The 18,621-nt window shown below is 63.8% G+C and carries 7 protein-coding genes; 5 read left to right on the forward strand and 2 right to left on the reverse strand.

Annotated features, from left to right (window positions below):
- Positions 1-126 precede the first annotated feature (126 nt).
- Together VMH22_12090 and VMH22_12095 are read right to left on the reverse strand one after the other, a co-directional pair.
- Positions 127-2,079 carry a DUF3857 and transglutaminase domain-containing protein gene (locus tag VMH22_12090; GenBank protein HTW92433.1) on the reverse strand — a complete coding sequence of 651 codons (1,953 nt, stop codon included), beginning with the start codon at positions 2,077-2,079 and terminating at the stop codon, positions 127-129.
- A gap of 108 nt (positions 2,080-2,187) precedes the next feature.
- Positions 2,188-4,128, reverse strand: coding sequence for a DUF3857 and transglutaminase domain-containing protein (locus VMH22_12095; protein ID HTW92434.1), 1,941 nt, complete (start codon positions 4,126-4,128; stop codon positions 2,188-2,190).
- 468 nt (positions 4,129-4,596) lie between these two features.
- Here VMH22_12095 and VMH22_12100 point away from each other — a divergent pair, with 468 nt between their 5' ends.
- The 5 genes from VMH22_12100 (at position 4,597) to VMH22_12120 (ending at position 18,605) form a co-directional block, all read left to right on the forward strand.
- Positions 4,597-7,419: a tetratricopeptide repeat protein gene (locus tag VMH22_12100; protein HTW92435.1), complete on the forward strand. Its 2,823-nt coding sequence runs from the start codon at positions 4,597-4,599 to the stop codon at positions 7,417-7,419.
- 264 nt (positions 7,420-7,683) lie between these two features.
- Complete coding sequence (locus VMH22_12105; protein ID HTW92436.1) at positions 7,684-10,521, forward strand: FlgD immunoglobulin-like domain containing protein; 2,838 nt, start codon at positions 7,684-7,686, stop codon at positions 10,519-10,521.
- Between the two features lie 288 nt (positions 10,522-10,809).
- The gene (locus VMH22_12110; GenBank protein ID HTW92437.1) at positions 10,810-12,960 is read left to right on the forward strand and encodes a FlgD immunoglobulin-like domain containing protein; all 2,151 of its coding nucleotides are present in this window, start codon (positions 10,810-10,812) and stop codon (positions 12,958-12,960) included.
- A gap of 348 nt (positions 12,961-13,308) precedes the next feature.
- Positions 13,309-15,765 carry a FlgD immunoglobulin-like domain containing protein gene (locus tag VMH22_12115; protein ID HTW92438.1) on the forward strand — a complete coding sequence of 819 codons (2,457 nt, stop codon included), beginning with the start codon at positions 13,309-13,311 and terminating at the stop codon, positions 15,763-15,765.
- Positions 15,766-16,106: 341 nt separating this feature from the next.
- Positions 16,107-18,605: a FlgD immunoglobulin-like domain containing protein gene (locus tag VMH22_12120; protein ID HTW92439.1), complete on the forward strand. Its 2,499-nt coding sequence runs from the start codon at positions 16,107-16,109 to the stop codon at positions 18,603-18,605.
- Positions 18,606-18,621: the final 16 nt, after the last annotated feature.

The raw sequence follows: 18,621 nt of genomic DNA on the forward strand, positions 1-18,621 counted from the left end.
GGGGAGGCGGGCGGCAGTGACTTGAGATTCCAGGCGCCGGATTGCGGATTGGCGCGGCGGAACCGGGAGTCCACGCACAGAAACGGCCGGCAGGGAAGCTGCCGGCCGCGTGTAGTCATGGGACTGCTACTTGATCGGTTTCCCCTGGGTGCCCGCTTGTTCCGGCTTAGAGGTCGGTGTGGCGGGCTTAGAATGCTGTAACGTTGGTTCGGGGCGTGTCCGTTCGCTGGTGCGCAGGAAGTACACCTCGCGGAGTTGCGGGCGGTTGAGGGCGTCGGCTGCGGACTTGAGTTGCTTGAACTCGGAGAGCGAGTAGTCCGGTTTCATCAGATGCACCGTGTAGTAGAAGCTCACGCCGTCCGCTGTTTTCGCCCAGCCGCCTTGCGCCGAGATACCGGCCCCAACCGTGGCGACGGTGTCCGGCAGGATATCCACTTTCACGCCGGGCGGCAGCTTGATGGTGCACGTGTACTCGTAGCCGCGCGCCGGCTTGGTCTCTACCGGGTTCGTGCGCCGTGAGTTCGACGCGATCCCGAACAGCTCTTCGGTGACCACGGCCGGGGTGGGCGCTCGCATCGAGAGTTCGCCTTTCTGGGTCACGGCGTAGCGCGGTGCCGTGAAGTGGAAGCCCGCGGTCGCCGGTTCAGTCAGGTCCTCCAGGTTCGAGAACCAGAAGGAGTCGATTCTTGCGCCGGTCTTGATGGACGAGGCGATCCCGGCCATGTCCCGCTTGCGGTCGGTCGGAGTCAGGTCGCGCCACTCGTCGCGCAGGGAGTTGTCGTAGCAGCCGCCGGTCACTGTCGTCACGGTTCCGCTGAGGTCGCCGTTCAGCTCAAGCGACATCTCGGCGGTCGTGACCGCCAGGTCGCTCGGGTTCGGGCCTGCGCCCGGGCATTTGCCAAGCTGCGTGCTGGTTGAGTCGAGGAGCAGCGCGTCATCTCCGGCGTCGTCGTCCGGGACGCTGCCGTAGATACGGTACTCGGCGAAGGGGTCGAGCAGCATCGGCTTGCCATCAACGGTGGCCAACGTGGCGAGCCCGTCAAAGGCGTCTGGCGAGGGCACGCCGACGGGCACATCAGTTTTCGTGTTCATGGCGATGGGCGTCGCCGGGATGCCCTGCGCGTCGAGCAGGCTGATGAGGAGCCGGTTCTTGTCCCGGCAGTCGCCGTATTTCCAGGTGAGAACATCGGCCGCTTTGTGGGTCTCGTAACCGGCGTCGCCGTAGCCGAGATCGACGCCGCGCACCTTCTGGGTGACGTAGAGGAAGATGGCCTTGGCCGCTTCGGCCTTTGTCTTGCCCGCGCTCAAGCTGTCCGAGAACTGTTTCACCGCCGGCGAGGCGACGCGGCCTTTGTCGAAGTCTTTGCGCAGTTTGGTCGCTACCTGCTTCCAGTCCTTGTACGACGAGTAGCTCAGCATGGGGACGAGCCGCCGGATGTCGGGCATCGCCCGCTCGTGGAATATCTGCGGGGTGTTGGTCACGGTCCAGGTGAAGCTGTAGCCGGCGGGCAGGGCTTCGACGACCGGCTTGACGCCGTTCTTGGACCATGCCTGCGAGAACTGGACCCCTTTGGGCACGACCAGCGTGAATGCGCGCTTCAGGATCGGGTTGGACGCGCCGAACATGACGGTTCCGGAAAAGCCGTCTTCTTTCGTGCTCTTCTTCGGCTTGACCCGCACGTGGTACTCGATGACCGCGCCCGGCTCCAGGGCCGGGAATGATATCACCTTGAGCATCGCGTTGGTGTAGGCCATCGCGTCGGCCACCTCGGGCGCCGACACGTCGGATATCGCTCTTGCCTCGGGCTTGACGATGGAGCCGTCGGGCCGGTGGGTGCAGGCCTCCAGCACTTCCACTGTCTGGCCGTCCTTGTTGAACTTCTGGGTGATTTCGCCAAACTCGTCTCTACCCCGGTCCTCGAATATCTTGACGACGAGATAACGGTCCAGCGTGGTCGAGTTGTTCTTGTCCACTGTTACGGTCGTGCGGGAAAGCAGGATGAGCGCGCCGGCCTCGGGATAGGCATCATGGCCCGGCGCCGCCTTGATGATACTGTCAATCTCGCTGCCGAAGGACAAAGTGATAAGGACTAAGGACAAAACGGCAAGCCATTTTGCACCTTGCATCTTGCATTCGGCACTCTGGATTCTGGTCTCTGAATTCTGGATTATCCGGGCTTGCATTGCCTACTCCTCTACCGGCTTCAGCATCACGTGCTGCCGCTCAATCTCCTCGGTCGCGGCCAGGAGACTGCGCAGGCTCTGGTATTCGGCCACCCGCACCAGCGGGTCTTTGAGCCGGAACCAGGCTTCGTTGGTAAGCTGGTTGCCTTTGACCTTGGTCTCGGACTTCGCCTCGAACTTGTCGGACGCCTGCTCCAACGAGTCGGGCACGAGCACGGTCTTGAAGCTCTTGGGCAGGGTCAGCTGGTGAACCATGTGCCAGGTATAGGTGGAGTGGAAATCGATGTCGTACTTCCGTGCCGGCATCGACGAGGCCCAGGCGAAGGCGTTCGAGGTGAACATGCCGTTGCCCGCCTTGGGCAGGGTGAAGCGGATCGTAGATTTGCGATTGCCGGTTTTCGATTTGAGAACGGTGGCGAAGTCAGGCACCGAGAAGTGGAGCTTCACGACGAGCGGCTGGTTCAGGTCGCGCGGGTCGGTCATCGCCAGCGTGTCGAGATGTGCGTCGGGCCCGAGCACGTGGAGATAGTTTTCGTAGCGCTGCTTTTGCTGCTGCGGCGGCAGATACTGGGCGAGCGAGCGCAGGCCGAATTCCTGCTCACCGATCGGGACAAGAACGGCGACGCCGGAGAGCGAACCGTCAGGCGCGAGCGTGTCGTCGATGCGCACGTCGAGCCGGTTCGAGTCCGCCGGGATGAACGGCGTGTAGCGCAGGCCGTCACCCGCTTTGGTCGCGACCAGCACCCCGCGGTTCATCTCCGAGGCTGCGTAATACTGGCGCGAATTCTCGGCCGTCGGGTCGAGGTAGTAGATGCTCCCGTCAGCCCGCTTCACCGCCACGGTCGAGTGGTTGAACTGGTCCACCGGCAGTTCGGAGTCGGTCTGGGTCTCGCCGTTGGTCAGGGTGATGTAGGCGTCGACGCCGGCGTGGCGCAGCATGCCGGTGAGCAGCGCGGCCTTGTCGCGGCACACGCCGTAGCGCTTCTGATACGTCAGGCTTATCTTCTCCGGCTGATACCCGGCCTTCTTACCCGAGTAGGATGTTTCCACGTAACGGATGCGCTGGTTCACGAAGTTGTAGAGCGCGCGGACTTTCGCATCCTCGGTCTTCGCGCCGGCAGTGAGCGAGTCTATGGCGCGGCCTAAGGCCGAATCCACATCGTACTGGGTGGAGGAGAGGTTGTAGAACCAGCGGGACCAGGTCTGCCAGTCCGGCTGGGTGCAGATGAACAGCCGCGTCATCGACTCGCCGTACGGCATCATCGGCTCGTAGACCAATTTGGGAACGTCGTGCGCCGACCACGTCAGGCGCTGGCGCTTGCCATTCACCGTGAAGTTCGTGTCCACGCTGCCGGCCTTGACCAGCCAACGCAGCTTCAAAGTGGTCGGAGCGTCGAGGGTATACGCCACGGACAGCAACGGGTCGCCCCCGCTGAAATACTCCTCGTTGTCGTACTGGCCGTCCATTACCGGGTTGAACGTGACGTCCTCGGTTATCCACTCGACCGACGAGCCGAGCGCGAGTCCGGGGAACTGGATGGACTTCACCCGCACGTTGGGCAGCACGAATTTCGACCCTTCCTCCAGCGGCATCGGCACGTCCACGATGTCGGACTTCGCGACATTCGTGACCTTGCCGTCGGGCGCTATCACCCGGGCCAGCTTTACGTCGGCCGTCGAATAGGTCAGGCAGTACCCATCCTCGGGCGTGGCGTATTCCTGCTTGCCCTGCTCGGTCAATATCTTCACCAGCCGGTGCTCGCGGGTCACGTTCCGGCCGTCGGCCTGGAGCGTGACGAGCGTGGAATCGAACACGATGACCGCGTTCGCGTCCGGGTATTTCGCAAGCGTGATGCCTTTCAGCAGCGCCACCGGCGGCGCGGCTGCGGCCGCGATGCTTGCGAGGAGCGCAAGAGCCGATACGAGCTTGTTGATTCGAGTCATGATTTTCTCCGTTTAACCTAGGGTGAATATACGGAATTTCCCGACAAGGTCAAAAGCGTGCTGCACAGCGAAGATGGGCCGCGCCGGTAGCGACCCTGATTTTCCCGCAGGGCCGGGGACGCAGGACGGGAGAGTCGAAGGCGGCAGTTCACCGCTTCCCGCCCTTCCATCTCCGGCTCCGACCCTTTTGACTTCCGGCTTCTCGCCTCTAAGTCTGCCAGTTGCCGGCTGGTTTGCGGGCCTTCCGGCTTCTTCGTGCGCCAGCCCGCCGGAACACCGGCAAATCAGACCGCTCTACTAAGCTTGACAGACACGACCTTTCCCGCTATAACGTCCGCGTGCGAGACTGCATAATGGACGAGCAAACCACCGGCCGACCGCGTCCACTGACCGGAATGGAATACGGCTGTCCCGACCGCATGGCATCCAGATGAAGCAGGCGGGAACCCGCCACGGGGGATTCAGAACATGACAGAATATCTTGACGGATTGATGAACTCCCTGCCGACGGTCAGGTCCCCGTTCGAGCTGGGCCGGGCCGCGATGAAGGCTTACAAGTGGGACAATGCCATTTTGCTCTTCAGGGTGGCGGCGAAGCAAGGGGCCGGCACCGAACTTGTGGCGCTCGCAAACCTGGTCGGGTTGTGCCACGAGCCGCCCGGCAGGTGGCAGGATGCCAAGGAGAGTCACGAGGAATCGGCCAAGCTGGCGGAGCAGTTTGCCGACCGGTCGGGGAAGGCCGCGGCCTTCACCAATCTCGGGCGGCTGTGCTACGCCAAAGGCGAGCCCGACAAGGCCCTGAAGTACCACGAAGAGGCCCTGGTCTTGGCGAGCACGCCTCCGAATCCGCAACTGCAGGCCGACAACCTTTGCTGCATCGGCCGCATTGCCCTGTCCAAGGGCGAGCCCGACAAGGCCCTGAAGAACTTCGAGCAGGCGCTGACGGCGTACCGTGCGGCGAAGTACTGGCACGGCGAAGCAGCCGCCCTCAACGACATCGGGCTGGTTTGCCGCGCCACCGGCGAGCCCGACAAGGCCCTGAAGCTGCACGAGCAAGCCCTGGCGATTTACCGCGAGATTCACTACCAGCCGGGTGTGGCCGTAACCCTCGGCAACATCGGCAATGCGTGCCAGGAGACGGGCAAGGCCGACCGTGCGCTGGAGTCCTTCGAGAAATCGTTGACGATGTCGCGCGATATCGCAAATCTGCAGATTCAGGCCGACAGCCTCAGCAATCTCGGCCGGGCTTACCTGATCCGACTCGACAACGCCAAGGCACAGGCCAACTTCGAGCAGGCGCTGAAACTGCAGCGCGGCATGGGCTACCAGACGGGCGTGGCGGCAAGCCTGAACGATTTCGGGCAGCTCTATTTGGCCCTGCGTCAACTCGACAAGGCACTGACGAATTTCGAGCAGGGGCTGGCGATTGGACGCACGCTGGCAAACCCGCAGTTGCTGGCAGCCAGTCTCACCGGCATCGGCACGGTCTCCCAGGACCGGGGCGAAAACGCCAAGGCGCTCAAGCACTTTGTACAAGCCCTGCAATTGTTCACTAACATCGGCGCCCGGTCGGGTGTGGAGCAGACTATCAAGCGGCTCAGGCCGCTGACAGCACAGATGGGCGTCGACCGATTCCTGGCCGGGTGCGTCGAGGCCGGCATGCCGAAGCCGGAAGCCGAGAAGCTGCTCAGGCAATTGTCGCCAAGGGCCCCGGAGAAGCCGGCGGCCGCACCCGAGACGCCGGCGCGGCCCGCCAGGGAGGAAGCCGAGGCCAAGGCCCGCGCCGAGGCCGAGCGGGCCAGGCAGGAGGCCGAAGCCAAGGCGCGCGCCGAAGCCGAGCGCAGGCGGAAAGAAGAAGAACAGCGAATGGCCGCGCAGCGCGCCAAGGAAGAGGCCGAGGCCAGAACGCTGAGCGATGCCGAGCGCAAGCGGCGGGAGGAAGAGGAGCGCAAGCGGAGAGAGGAAGAAGCGCGAGCTGCCGCGCAGCGCTCCAAGGAAGAAGCCGAAGCCAGAGCCCGGGCGGAAGTCGAGCGGAAGAAGAGAGAAGAAGAAGCGCGGATTGCAGCCCAGCGTGCCAGGGAAGAGGCCGAGGCCAAAGCCAAGGCCGAAGCCGAGCGCCGGCGGAAAGAGGAAGAGCGGAGACTCGCCGAGCAGCGTGCCAGGGAAGAGGCCGAGACCAGGCTCCGCGCCGAAGCCGAGCGCAAGCGGAAAGAGGATGAAGCCCGCCGGGTCGCCGAGCAGCGCGCACGCGATGAGGCCGAGGCCAGACTGCGCGCCGAGACGGAGATCAAGCGACTGGCGGAACAGGAACAGCGGCTCGCCCAGCAACGCATCAAGGAAGAAACCAAGGTCAAGACTCGCCTCGATGGTGAACGCCGGAAAGTCGAGGAAGAAGAACGCCGGCTGGTTGAGGCGGAACGCAAACTCGTGGAGCGGCGGGGGCAATTGGAGGCCGAGGCCAAGGCCTACGCCGACGCGGAACCCAAGCGTAAGGAAGAGGAGCGCAGGCTCGCGGAGAGGCGGGCTCAGCTTGAGGCCGAGGTCAAAGCCTACGTCGAAGCCGAGCGTAAGCGGAAAGAGGAAGAAGCGCGGATTGCCGCGCAGCGCGCCAAGGAAGAAGCCGAGGCCCGAGCCCGTGCCGAGGCCGAACGCAAGCGGCGAGAGGAAGAGGAACGTAGGAAGCGCGAAGAGGAACAGCGCGCGCGGGAAGAGGCCGAAGCCAGAGCACGGGTCGAGGCCGAACGCAAACGACTCGAGGAAGAGGAACGCAACCTGAAGGAGAAGCGAGCCCGGCGGCAGGCCGAGGCCAAGGCCCGCGCCGAAGAGGAACGCAAGCTCGCGGAGCAACTCGCCAAAGAGGAAGCCGACGCCAAAGCCCGCGCCGAAGAAGAGCGCAAGAAGCTCGAGGAAACGGAGCGGAGGTTCGCCGAGCGCCGCGCCAAGGAAGAGGCGGAGGCCAAGGCCCGAGCCGAGGCCGAACGCAGGCTGGCCGAACTTCGCGCCAAAGAGGAAGCCGAGGCCAAAGCCCGCGCCGAGGCCGAACGCAAGCTGAGCGAACTGCGTGCCGAAGAGGAACGCAAGATCGCCGAGCACCGTGCCCAGTTGCAGGCCCAGTCCCAGGCCCGTGCCGACAAGGAACGCAGGCGTGCCCAGTTGGAGGCGGAGGCCAAGGCCCGAGCTGAGGCCGAGCGTAAGGAAGAAGAGGAAGAGGAGCGCCGCCTCGCCGAACGGCGCGCAAAGCTGGAGGCGGAGGCCAAGGCCCGCGCTGAACGCAAGACGACGCGCGGATAAGAGCGCCCGGAGCGCAATCTCCGGTCCATAGTCGAGACATTTGTCCTGCGGCCGCTGGCCGCGGAAAACGGGCAGTGTCCACATCATAAAAGGTGGCTGAGCTTGACACGTGAGGGAGAATCGTGTCTAATCAGAAGGTCGGACACGAGCCCGGTGGTTGAGATGGCCGTGCGAGCTCGAAGCCGACGTCCGGCTGCAAGGGGAGGCCGGTCGGACGCCACATAAGCGATGAAGCCTCCAACTGGTTCTCTATGAGGAGGAAAGATGCGCAAGACTGTGATGGCTATCATGCTCTCAATGGCGATGCTGGCAACAGCAGGCCTCGCGAACACCGCGACCGGCACAGCCGGAATGCCCAATCGGAGCCCGGTCATTCGGCCGATCCCGAAGCCGATCCCGGTGGTGCAGGCGCACGCTCCGGCCCTTTCCATCGCCAACACCACACTCATCCACTGGGACAAGTTCTATGACCGGCACGGCAACCCACTGCCGGCGGGCGCGCCGGAGGACGTCAGCCCAGACTCGCTCTACTGGAAGGACCTTAACAGCTCCATCTATCTGAAGTCGTCGGCGAAGGTCGCTAGTCCTTCCCCGGCCAACCGTTCAGCCATGTCGTTCCCGGACGGTCAGTCCACGGTGTGCATGGACCCGGTCGGCAACTATGTCTACGAGGCAGATGGGGACACACTGTATCGGTTCAGCACGGTTGACGGTTCGATGACGACATACACCCTGGCAGATAGCGGTGGATCCGGATGCGCGACCGACGGCCAGTACATTTACTGTCCGAACGGCACGACCATGTACAAGTACACGATGAACGGGAACTACGTCAGCTCAACCACCACGGACTACACCTGCGATGCTTACTCGATATCCTGCTGCCGGGATACGGTCTGGTTCACCAACGACCGGTACAACGGAGTGACCCTCTACGGCTATGCCTGCTCGAAGTTCACCGGCGGCAGCATCACGCACGACGCCACCTGGAACGTCGGCACCGGCACCGACGGAGTGGGCAATGTCGCCTGGGACGGCGTCTACTACTACCTCCCCTGGATTGGCACGAGGCCCATCACGTTCAAGAGATTCTATGCGGACCGGACACTCTACTCGAGCGGCACCGTGAGCATCGACTCGCGCGGGGTGATGTGCTCGGTGCAGGGAGCGCGGTCGACGGCGCAGGATTCGCTCTACTGGAAGCTGAATTCCAGCACGACTAACCTCTACTCGTCGCCCAAGGCGCAGGAAGTAACCGCGGCCCAGGCCTCGCCGTTTGCCTGGCAGAACAGCCAGACGATATCCTGCATGACCCCGGACGGGCTGTACATGTTCGAGGTCTACGCCAACAACATGCGCCGGACCAATCTCGCTACCGGCGAGGTAATCAATTACGCCCTTGCCGACTCCAGCGGCGGCGCGTGCGGAACCGACGGCCAGTATGTCTACGTCCCGAAGGGCACGATGACACGCAAGTACAATTTGACCGGCTCGCTCATCAGCACGACCACTACTGATTACGCACCGGTGTTACTTGCCAGCACCTTCGGCTTTGGCGTAGCCAACGACACGGTGTGGCTGACACCAGTGGATACGGGCAAGACCTGGTACGGCTATGCGTGCTCGAAGTTCACTGGCGGCAGCATTACCCACGATGCGATGTGGTCCACTGTTGGCGGCGCTGTGACTGCGATGACCGTGACTTGGGACGGACAATACTACTACATGTGCTGGGGCGGCCACCCCGCTGATACGCTCCTGCGCTTCTACCGCGACCGCACGCTCTACTCGACCGGTACGGTAACCGGCGACGCTCGCAGCGTCATGTGCAAGGCGGGGAGCTACCCAGTGATGCTCTGCGAGGCCACCTCCTATCCGGATCACGTCGCGAGTTTCAGCCTGATGCTCGTGGACTCCTCCGGTGGCAAGTTCGCGGCGGCTGACACGTACCACATCGGCACCAGCGGGCATGACGCGTTCCCGGCTACTGATTGGTACAACCACGGCTACCGCGCGATAATGACTTTCACCGACCAGACCCCTACGGATCCGTCCGGTCTGGGCGACAGCATGGCACGGTTCATCCAACTGGGCGGTGGCGTTGTTGAGGCCACATTCTCGGACTGCACGAACTGGCAGATAACCGGTAACTGGCGCTTGATGTACGCCCCATTCACAGTGCAGAGCGCGTCCTTCTCTTCGGGCACCATGGGAACGGTGCACCAGCCGCTCCATCCGGTCATGCTCGGCGTGTCCGCGCTCAGTGTAGGCGACTACCGCAGCGGCAACACCGACAGCACTCTGCGCGGCCAGCATTCAGTCTGTCTCTCCGAGTATACTGACGGCAACATATGCCTTGCCGCGTGCTTCGATAGCGCGGGTCAGCGTGCGCTCTCGATCGGCATGGACCCCATGGATTACTGGATCACGCCCACCACCGGCCAGTGGTGCAGGCTGATGGTGAACGCACTTGACTGGGTTGCGGTCGGGCCCAGCGTGGGCGTGACCGCGCCGAATGGCGGCGAGACCTGGGATGTCGGCTCGGTCCACAATATCACCTGGACCCAGACCGCCAACGGCGTCAGTGATTCTATCTACTACTCGACCGACGGCGGTGCGAGCTGGACCGGCGTGACCTGGTTCGCCGCTCCGCCGAGTCCGCTCCAATACGCCTGGACCGTTCCCAACGATACCACCAAGCAGGCCCAGGTGAAGCTTGTGACCTGGAATTCGGACGGCGGCAGGGTCGAGGACGCAAGCGACGCCGACTTCACGATCGCGCCGCCGATGGCAGTCGAACAGCCTCGGAACAGCGCCTTGCCGCTGGTGTTCGCGCTGCATCAGCCCCAGCCGAACCCGGCAACGTCAGGCGCAACAGTCCGCTACGACCTGCCGCGACCGGCGCAGGTCGAGCTGAGCATCTACGATGTGTCCGGCGCGCTGGTGCGGCGGCTCGTGCGCGGAGCGCAGACCGCCGGTTACCGGAGCGCGTACTGGAACGGGACCGACAGTCGCGGCCGTGCCATCGCGCCCGGCGTGTACTACTGCCGGTTCACGGCCGGCGACTCTCATGCGACACAGAAGCTGGTCGTGCGGAGATAGCGGGCGTGTAGACAGCAGACAGTAGACAGGATACAGCACAACGGTCGGGGCGAGCTTCGGCTCGCCCCTTGGTTTGACACCGGCCGCGCGAGGCGTGCAGAGCCCGAATCACCGACTGGTCTGGCTTGACAGCATAGGGACGCGAGTGTTTAATGAGACACGCTCGCACGAGCTCGGTGGTCGAGATTGGCCACCGCTGGTCTGCAGCCGGCGTCCGGCTGCAAGAGGAGGCCGACCGGACGTCGCACAGGCGTTGTCGCCTCCAGTTCGGTTCGCCAAGGAGGAAGAATGCCCAAGACGGTGATAGCTCTGATGCTACTAGTCGTGACGCTCGCCCCGACCGGGTTGGCGGCTACGACCGGACTGACCGCGAACCCGGTTTCGGAAGCTTCAGTTCAGTCTACCACTGGCCCGACCTGCCAGGCCGCAAGGCAGGCATTGGCCTCAGCACCCGCGCGCGCAGTTGTTCACTGGGAAAGGTCCTACGACCGACACGGCAACCCGCTGCCGGGTGGGCCGCAGGAGAACGTCGGCACCGACTCGCTCTACTTCAAGAACTACTACTCGCTGACGGCCCTGTTGGGTAGCCCTAAGTCGGAGGTCCCGAATCCAACCCCGGAGAGCTGCGGGCCGGCGTTCGCATGGCAGCTCAACCAGACCTCGGTCGGGATGGACCCGTTCGGCAACTACTGCTACGAGGTGTACAGCACCACGCTGCGCCGGACCAGCACGGCTGACGGCAGCCACACGGACTATACTATCGGACACGGTTACTGGGCGTGCGGCACTGATGGCAGCTACGTCTATGCACCGGTCGGCGATACAGTCTTCAAGTACACGCTGACCGGCACGTTGGTGAGCTCGACACTGCTCGACGTTACTCCGACATGGTACGAGTTCTCGGTGGCGAACGACACCGTCTGGTGCGCCCCCGGAGACAGCATACTGCATGGCTACGCCTGCTCGAAGTTCAGCGGCGGTTCGATAACGACCGACGCGACCTGGAACGTCGGTGCCGGCACCAATACTCCGGCGCTGGTGGGGTGGGATGGCCGCTACTACTACGTATCCTGGGACGGGCAGACGTCAAATACCTTCAAGCGGTTCAACGCCGACCGGACCCTCTCGGCCAGCGGGATGATCAGCATCGACACGCGGGGCGTGATGTGCAAGCGGGGTAGCTACGGGGTGAAGGTCTGCCATGGCTCGTGGCATCCTTCCTATCTGGCGAGTCTGCGTCAGATGCTCCTCGACTCCTGCGGCGGGAAGTTCGCAGCGGTCGACACGTACGACATTAGCTTAGGAGCCCACGCCACGTTCCCGGCGACCGAGTGGTATGACGGTGGCTATCGGGCGATACTGGTGTTCACCGACGACAATCCCCAGGATTCCATCGCGCTGGGCGATTCCCTCGCGCGGTTCATACAGCTCGGCGGCGGCGTGGTTGAGGCCGTATTTGCGGACCAGCCCAAAAACGACGTCCGGGGTGAGTGGCGTTCCGTGTATGCTCCATTCAGCATCGAGAGCACGTCCTACTCTGCCGGGTCCATGGGCACGGTACATCAACCGCTACACCCGATAATGACGGGAGTCTCCGCACTGACGGTCGGCAGCTTCCGCACTGGCAACAAGCCCGGCACGCTGCGTAGCGCCAACTGCGTGAGCCTGGCGGAGTACACGGACAACAACTGTGTCGCCACCTGCTTTGACAGCGCGGGCCAGCGGGCCGTCTCCCTTGGCACAAACCCGGAGGTGTACTGGCTCTCGTCGGCTTCCGGCCAGTGGTGTCGGCTGATGGTGAACGCGCTCAACTGGACTGCGGTCGGGCCCAGCGTGGGCGTGACGGCGCCGAACGGCGGCGAGACCTGGGATGCCGGCACGGTCCACAACATCACCTGGACCCAGACCGCCAACGGCGTCAGCGACTCGATTTACTACTCGACCGATGGCGGTTCATCCTGGATTGGTGTGACTTGGTTCGCCGCACCGCCGAGCCCGCTCCAGTATGCCTGGACAGTCCCGAATACACCGAGCACACAGGCTCGGGTCAAGGTTGTGACTCGGGACGCGGACGGCGGCAGGGTCGAGGACGCAAGCGACGCCGACTTCACGATCGCGCCGCCGATGGCACTCGAACAGCCTCGGAACAGCGCCTTGCCGCTGGTGTTCGCGCTGCATCAGCCGCACCCCAACCCGCTGGCGTCGGGTGCACAAATCCGTTATGACCTGCCGCGCCCAACGCAGGTCGAGCTGAGGATCTACGACGTGTCGGGTACGCTCGTGCGGCGGCTGGCGGGCGGAGCGCAGACCGCCGGTTACCGGAGCGCGTACTGGAACGGGACCGACAGCCGCGGCCGGACGGTCGCGCCTGGTGTGTACTACTGCCGGTTCACGGCCGGCGACTTCCGCGCGACACAGAAGCTGGCCGTGCGGCGGTAAGCAGACAGCATTCAGTAGGCAGTAGACAGGATACAGGTCGGGGCGGCCTGCGGGCCGCCCCTGACCGTCATGGCGGCGTTGATAAGAAGGGAGCGGTGCACGGTCCACGGTGTACGGTTCACGGATAGCGGCCTGAGGCTTGAGCTTGTGCTTGAGCTGCGACGCAGTCGCCATGGCGGGGCTGGCTTTGCTTGACAGCTTGTCGTGCTGGGTGTTTAATGAGGCGGCTTTGCACGAGCGCAGCGGTAGGAATCGTCTGCTACCGGCTCGCAGCCGACATCCGGCCGCAACAGGAGGCCGGCCGGACGCCGCAAGAGGAGTTCCGCCTCCGGTCATCGGGGAGGATATATGCTCAGAGTGAGGATGTTCCTTGTGGCAGTGCTCGCTGCCGTCGGGTTCGCGGCAACGACCGGGTTGACCGCAAGGCCGGTTTCAAGCACGGCCATTCAGCCTAATCCGACGTCCGTGATGCACGGCGTGGTCGCGGGAGGTGAGCGTCCGGTTGTTCACTGGGACAGGTTCTACGACCGGCCCGGCGGCCCGCTGCCCGCCGGCCTGCCGAGGAACGTCAGCACGGACTCGCTCTACTGGAAGCTGTACAGCAGCACCACATACCTCTATTCATCACCCAAGGCGGATAGCGTGACCCCGGGCGACTCAACGGCGTTAGCCTGGCAGAACGAGCAGACCATACCGTGCATGACCCCGGACGGCCACTACGTCTTTGAGGTGTACGCCTTGACCATGCTGCGCACCAATCTGACTACCGGCGCGGTGGATACCTTTGCCCTCGCCGATGCAAGCGGCGGCGCGTGCGGCACCGACGGTCACTACGTTTACGTCCCGAAGGGTACCACGACGCGCAAGTACACACTTGACGGAGCCCTGGTGAGCGCTACCACGACCGACGACTCGTGCTGGGTCGCCGCCAGCACCTTCGGCTTTGGTGTGGCCAACGACACGGTGTGGCTTACCCCGTCCAGCGCGGGCACGACCTGGTACGGCTATGCCTGCGCCAAGTTCGTCGGCGGCAGTATCACCCACGACGCGACGTGGCCCACGATTGGCGGCTCGGGTGATGCGATGTCCTTGACCTTCGACGGCCAGTATTACTTCATGACCTGGGGCGGCTACGCCAAGGATACGCTCCTGTGCTTCTACAAAGACCGTACACTCCACTCGACCGGCACGGTGCACGCCGACGCCCGGAGTGTGATGTGCAAGACGGTTGGCTACGGAGTCATGATCTGCCACGGCTCGGGAAACCCCTCATACGTCGGCGGACTGGGTCAGATGCTTGAGGATTCATCCGGCGGGAGGTTCGCGGCGGTCGACACCTACTTCATCGGCACCGGTGGACACGCCACGTTTCCGGCCACGGACTGGTATGACCTCGGCTATCGGGCGATACTGACGTTCACAGACTACTCTCCCGAAGATGCGGCCACGCTGGGCGACAGCCTCGCCCGATTCATTCAACTGGGCGGCGGCGTTGTGGAGGCCACATTCGCGGATGCCTCCGGCTATCAAATCGCCGGGAATTGGCGCTCCACGTATGCGCCTTTCACCGTCCAGAGCGCCTCCCTCACTCCCGGCACGATGGGCACGATCCACCAACCGCTCCACCCGGTGATATCGGGTGTGTCGGCAATCACCATGGACAACTTCCGCACCGGCAATACACCCGGCACCCTGCGCAGCACCAGCTGCGTCGGCCTGGCTGAGTACACGGATAGCCACTGCCTCGTGGCATATTTCGACAGCGCCGGCCAGCGTGCCGCCTCCCTGGGCATGTTCCCGCTGACGTACTGGCAGGATACGGCCGCCGGTCAGTGGTGCCGGCTGATGGTGAACGCGCTCAACTGGGCTGCAGTCGGGCCCAGCGTGGGCGTAACCGCGCCGAACGGCGGCGAGAGCCTGTATGCCGGCACGGTCCACAACATTACCTGGACCCAGACCGCCAACGGAGCCAGTGATTCAATCTACTACTCGACCGATGGCGGTGCGAGCTGGACCGGCGTAGCCTGGTGCGCCACTCCGCCGACGCCGCTCCAGTACGCCTGGACCGTTCCGTTCGCGCCGACCACGCAGGCCCGGGTCAAGGTTGTGACCTGGGATGGCGACGGCGGCAGAGTCGAGGACAAGAGCGACGCCGACTTCACCATCGTGGTGCCGTCCCACGACGTCGGCGTGACCCAGATAATCCAGCCGGTAGACACGGTTGACTCGGGCATGGTCGTCGTGCCGACTGCGGTGGTGAAGAACTTCGGCGGCGTACAAGAGACTTTCCCGGTGCGATTCAGCATCGGTGGCAGCTACACGCACGACACGACGGTGACAGTCGGCTCGGGCGTGACCGACACCGTCGCCTTCCCCCAGTGGGTGGCCGGTCCGGTCGGCACGTTCGAGGTCCGCTGTTCGACCCGGCTGGGGTCGGACGTAAACAATGCCAACGACCGGGCCACGGACACGGTTGTGGTGAAGCCGTCAGGCGGCATTGAGCAGTCGAAGAACAACGCTTTGCCTCGGGCGTTCGCCCTGCACCAGCCGTACCCTAACCCGCTGGCGTCGAGTGCGCTAATTCGATACGACCTGCCGTGCCCAACGCAGGTCGAGCTCAGGATCTACGACGTGTCGGGTACGCTCGTGCGGCGGCTGGTCGGCGGAGCGCAGACGGCCGGTTACCGGAGCACGTACTGGAACGGGTGCGATGACCGTGGCCGGATGGTCGCGCCCGGCGTTTACTACTGCCGGTTTGCAGTAAGCGACTTCCGCGCGACACAGAAGCTCGTCGTGCGGAGATAGTAGGGAGTAGACAGCAGACCGTAGACAGTAGACAGGATACAGGTCGGGGCGGGCTTCGGGCCGCCCCTGACCGTCATGGCGGCGTTGATAAGAAGGGAGCGGTGTACGGTTCACGGATGAAGGCCTGAGGCTTGAGCTTGTGCTTGAGATGCGACGCGGTCGCTATGGCGGGGCTGGCTTTGCTTGACAGCGTATGGACGCGGGTGTTTAATGAGGCGGCCTTGGACGAACGCGGTGATCGGAATTGTCTGCCACCGGTTCGCAGCCGACATCCGGCCGCAACAGGAGGCCGACCGGGCGTCGCGCAAAGAATCCCGCCTCCGGCTAATCAGAGAGGGAAGATGCCCAGAGTTGTGATAGTTCTGGTATTCAGTGCCGCGATGTTGGCCACGGCCGGATTCGCCAGCAACAATAGTCTCACCGCGGCGGGCGCCAGCCCGCTTGCTCGGTCGACCCCCGCGCCAAACCCGGCGTCTGCGGCGTGGGCCGCGCTTCCCGGGAACGCGGGTCCGACGACCATTCACTGGGACAAGTTCTACGACCGGTCCGGGAAAATGCTGTCCGGCGGCCGGGGAGAGGCGGTTGGCGCCGAATCGCTCTACTGGAAAGACTACAACGACTCTGCCCACCTGAAGTCGTCGCCGAAGGTCCAGAATCCGTCTCCGACCAATCGGACGGCGATGGCGTTCCACGACCAGCAGTCCACCACGTGCATGGACCCGACCGGCGACTATGTCTATGAGGTAGGCGGCACCAGCCTGTACCGGTACAGCACGGTTGACGGTTCAATGATGACCTACACCCTTGCATACACGGGCGGGATTGGCTGCGCGACCGACGGCCAGTACATTTACCGGCCGCGCGGCGCCAGCAGCAAGACCATCGACAAGTACACGATGACCGGGACCTTCGTCGACTCGACCACAACTGACGTGAGCTGTGACGCATACTCGATATCCTGCTGCCGGGACACGGTCTGGTTCACCAACAATCGGTCCAGTCCCGTGACTCTTTACGGCTACGCCTGCTCCCGGTTTGCCGGCGACAGCATCAACTACGATGCCACGTGGGACGTCGGCTCCGGTAACTCCAGCGTCGGCCCGGTTACGTGGGACGGTTACTACTTCTATCTGACCTGGATCGGCACGACCAACGCTACGTTGAAGCGGTTCTACGCCGACCGGACGCTCTATTCGACCGGCACGGTAAGCATCGACCCGCGCGCCGTGATGTGCAGGAAGAGCGCGTCGTTCAAGGTGCTGTTCGCCGGGACCGAGGGCGACAATCCTACCCTTCAGGCCCAAATCGTGAGCGCTTCGGGCGGCCAGATAACCTCGGTCGACTACTTCGCCGCGCGCAACGGGCCCCTGCCGGCGTATGCTCTCTACCAGCAGGGCTACCGGGTGATAATAACCTTTGGCGGCAACTACCTCTGGGGCAGCGGCGACATATTCGGCGACAGCCTGGCGGCGTTCGTTGACCTGGGTGGTGGGGCGCTGAATATGACCTATACGACATGCGCCGGTGGCGACTGGTGTATCGGCGGCCGGTACAAGGACCAGTACATGCCGGTGCCGACCGTGACCTATGACAACGTCCACTGTCCTTCAATTACCATCCTTGATTCGCTACACCCGATAATGAACGGGGTCACGGCAATCGGCAACTTCACGTGCGAGCCCTACACGATGGACGTTCGCTCTCCGACATACTCCGTGCGGCTTGCGAACTGGGACGTCACCAATTCCTACATCGAGTGTGCTGCGTTCGATTCCGGCGGCAGGCGCACCGTGTTCCTCGGCTACCACCCGAACTACAACCCGGGCGGGACCGGCCAGTGGCTCACCCAGCTCGTCAACGCCCTGATTTGGATGGGCAATCCGGTTCTCGACGCGAATGTGACCGTGCCGAATGGCGGCGAGAACTGGGTGACCGGTTCGGTCCACAACATCGCGTGGAGCCAGACCAGCAATGGCATCAAGGACTCGATCTACTACTCGACCGACGCCGGCGCGAGCTGGACCGGCGTGGCCTACTATGACCCGCCGCCGGCACCACTCCAGCATGTCTGGACCGTTCCGTCCACGCTGACCTCGCAGGCGCGGGTGAAGGTAGTGACCTGGGACACCGCCGGCGTCAGAGTCGAGGACGCGAGCGACTCCGACTTCACTATCGCGGCGCTGGTCCACGATGTCAGTGTCCTGCAGGTTATCCAGCCGGTGGACACGGTGGACTCCGGTACGACCGTGGTGCCGACTGCGGCGGTGAAGAACTTCGGCCAAGTGCAGGAGACCTTCCCGCTCCGGTTCAGCATCGGCGGTTTCTACACAGCCGACACATCGGTTACAATCGACCCCGGCATGACCGACACCGTCGCCTTCCTCCAGTGGGTGGCCGGTCCGGTCGGCGCGCACGCGGTCCGTTGCTCAACACGCCTGGATTCAGACCAGAACAGTGACAACGACTATACAGCGGGCATGGTCGTTGTCGTGCCGCCGCCGCCCGGCATCGAGCAGTCCAAGAGCAGTGCATTGCCGCGAGTGTTCGCGCTGCATCAGCCCCGGCCGAACCCGTCAACGTCGGGGGCGCAAATCCGCTACGACCTGCCGCGGTCGGCGCACGTCGAGCTGAACATCTACGGCGTGTCGGGTACGCTCGTGCGGCGGCTGGTCGGCGGAGCGCAGACGGCCGGTTACCGGAGCGCCAACTGGAACGGGTGCGATGACCGTGGCCGGATGGTCGCGCCCGGCGTGTACTACTGCCGGTTCACGACCGGCGACTTCCGGGCCGGGCAGAAACTGGTCGTGGGAGATAGTAGGGAAGTAGACAGCAGACGGTAGACAGTAGACAGGATAC

It is taken from the genome of bacterium (assembly GCA_035505375.1).
Taxonomy (GTDB): Bacteria; Hydrothermota; Tepidihabitantia; order Tepidihabitantales; family Tepidihabitantaceae; genus UBA2258.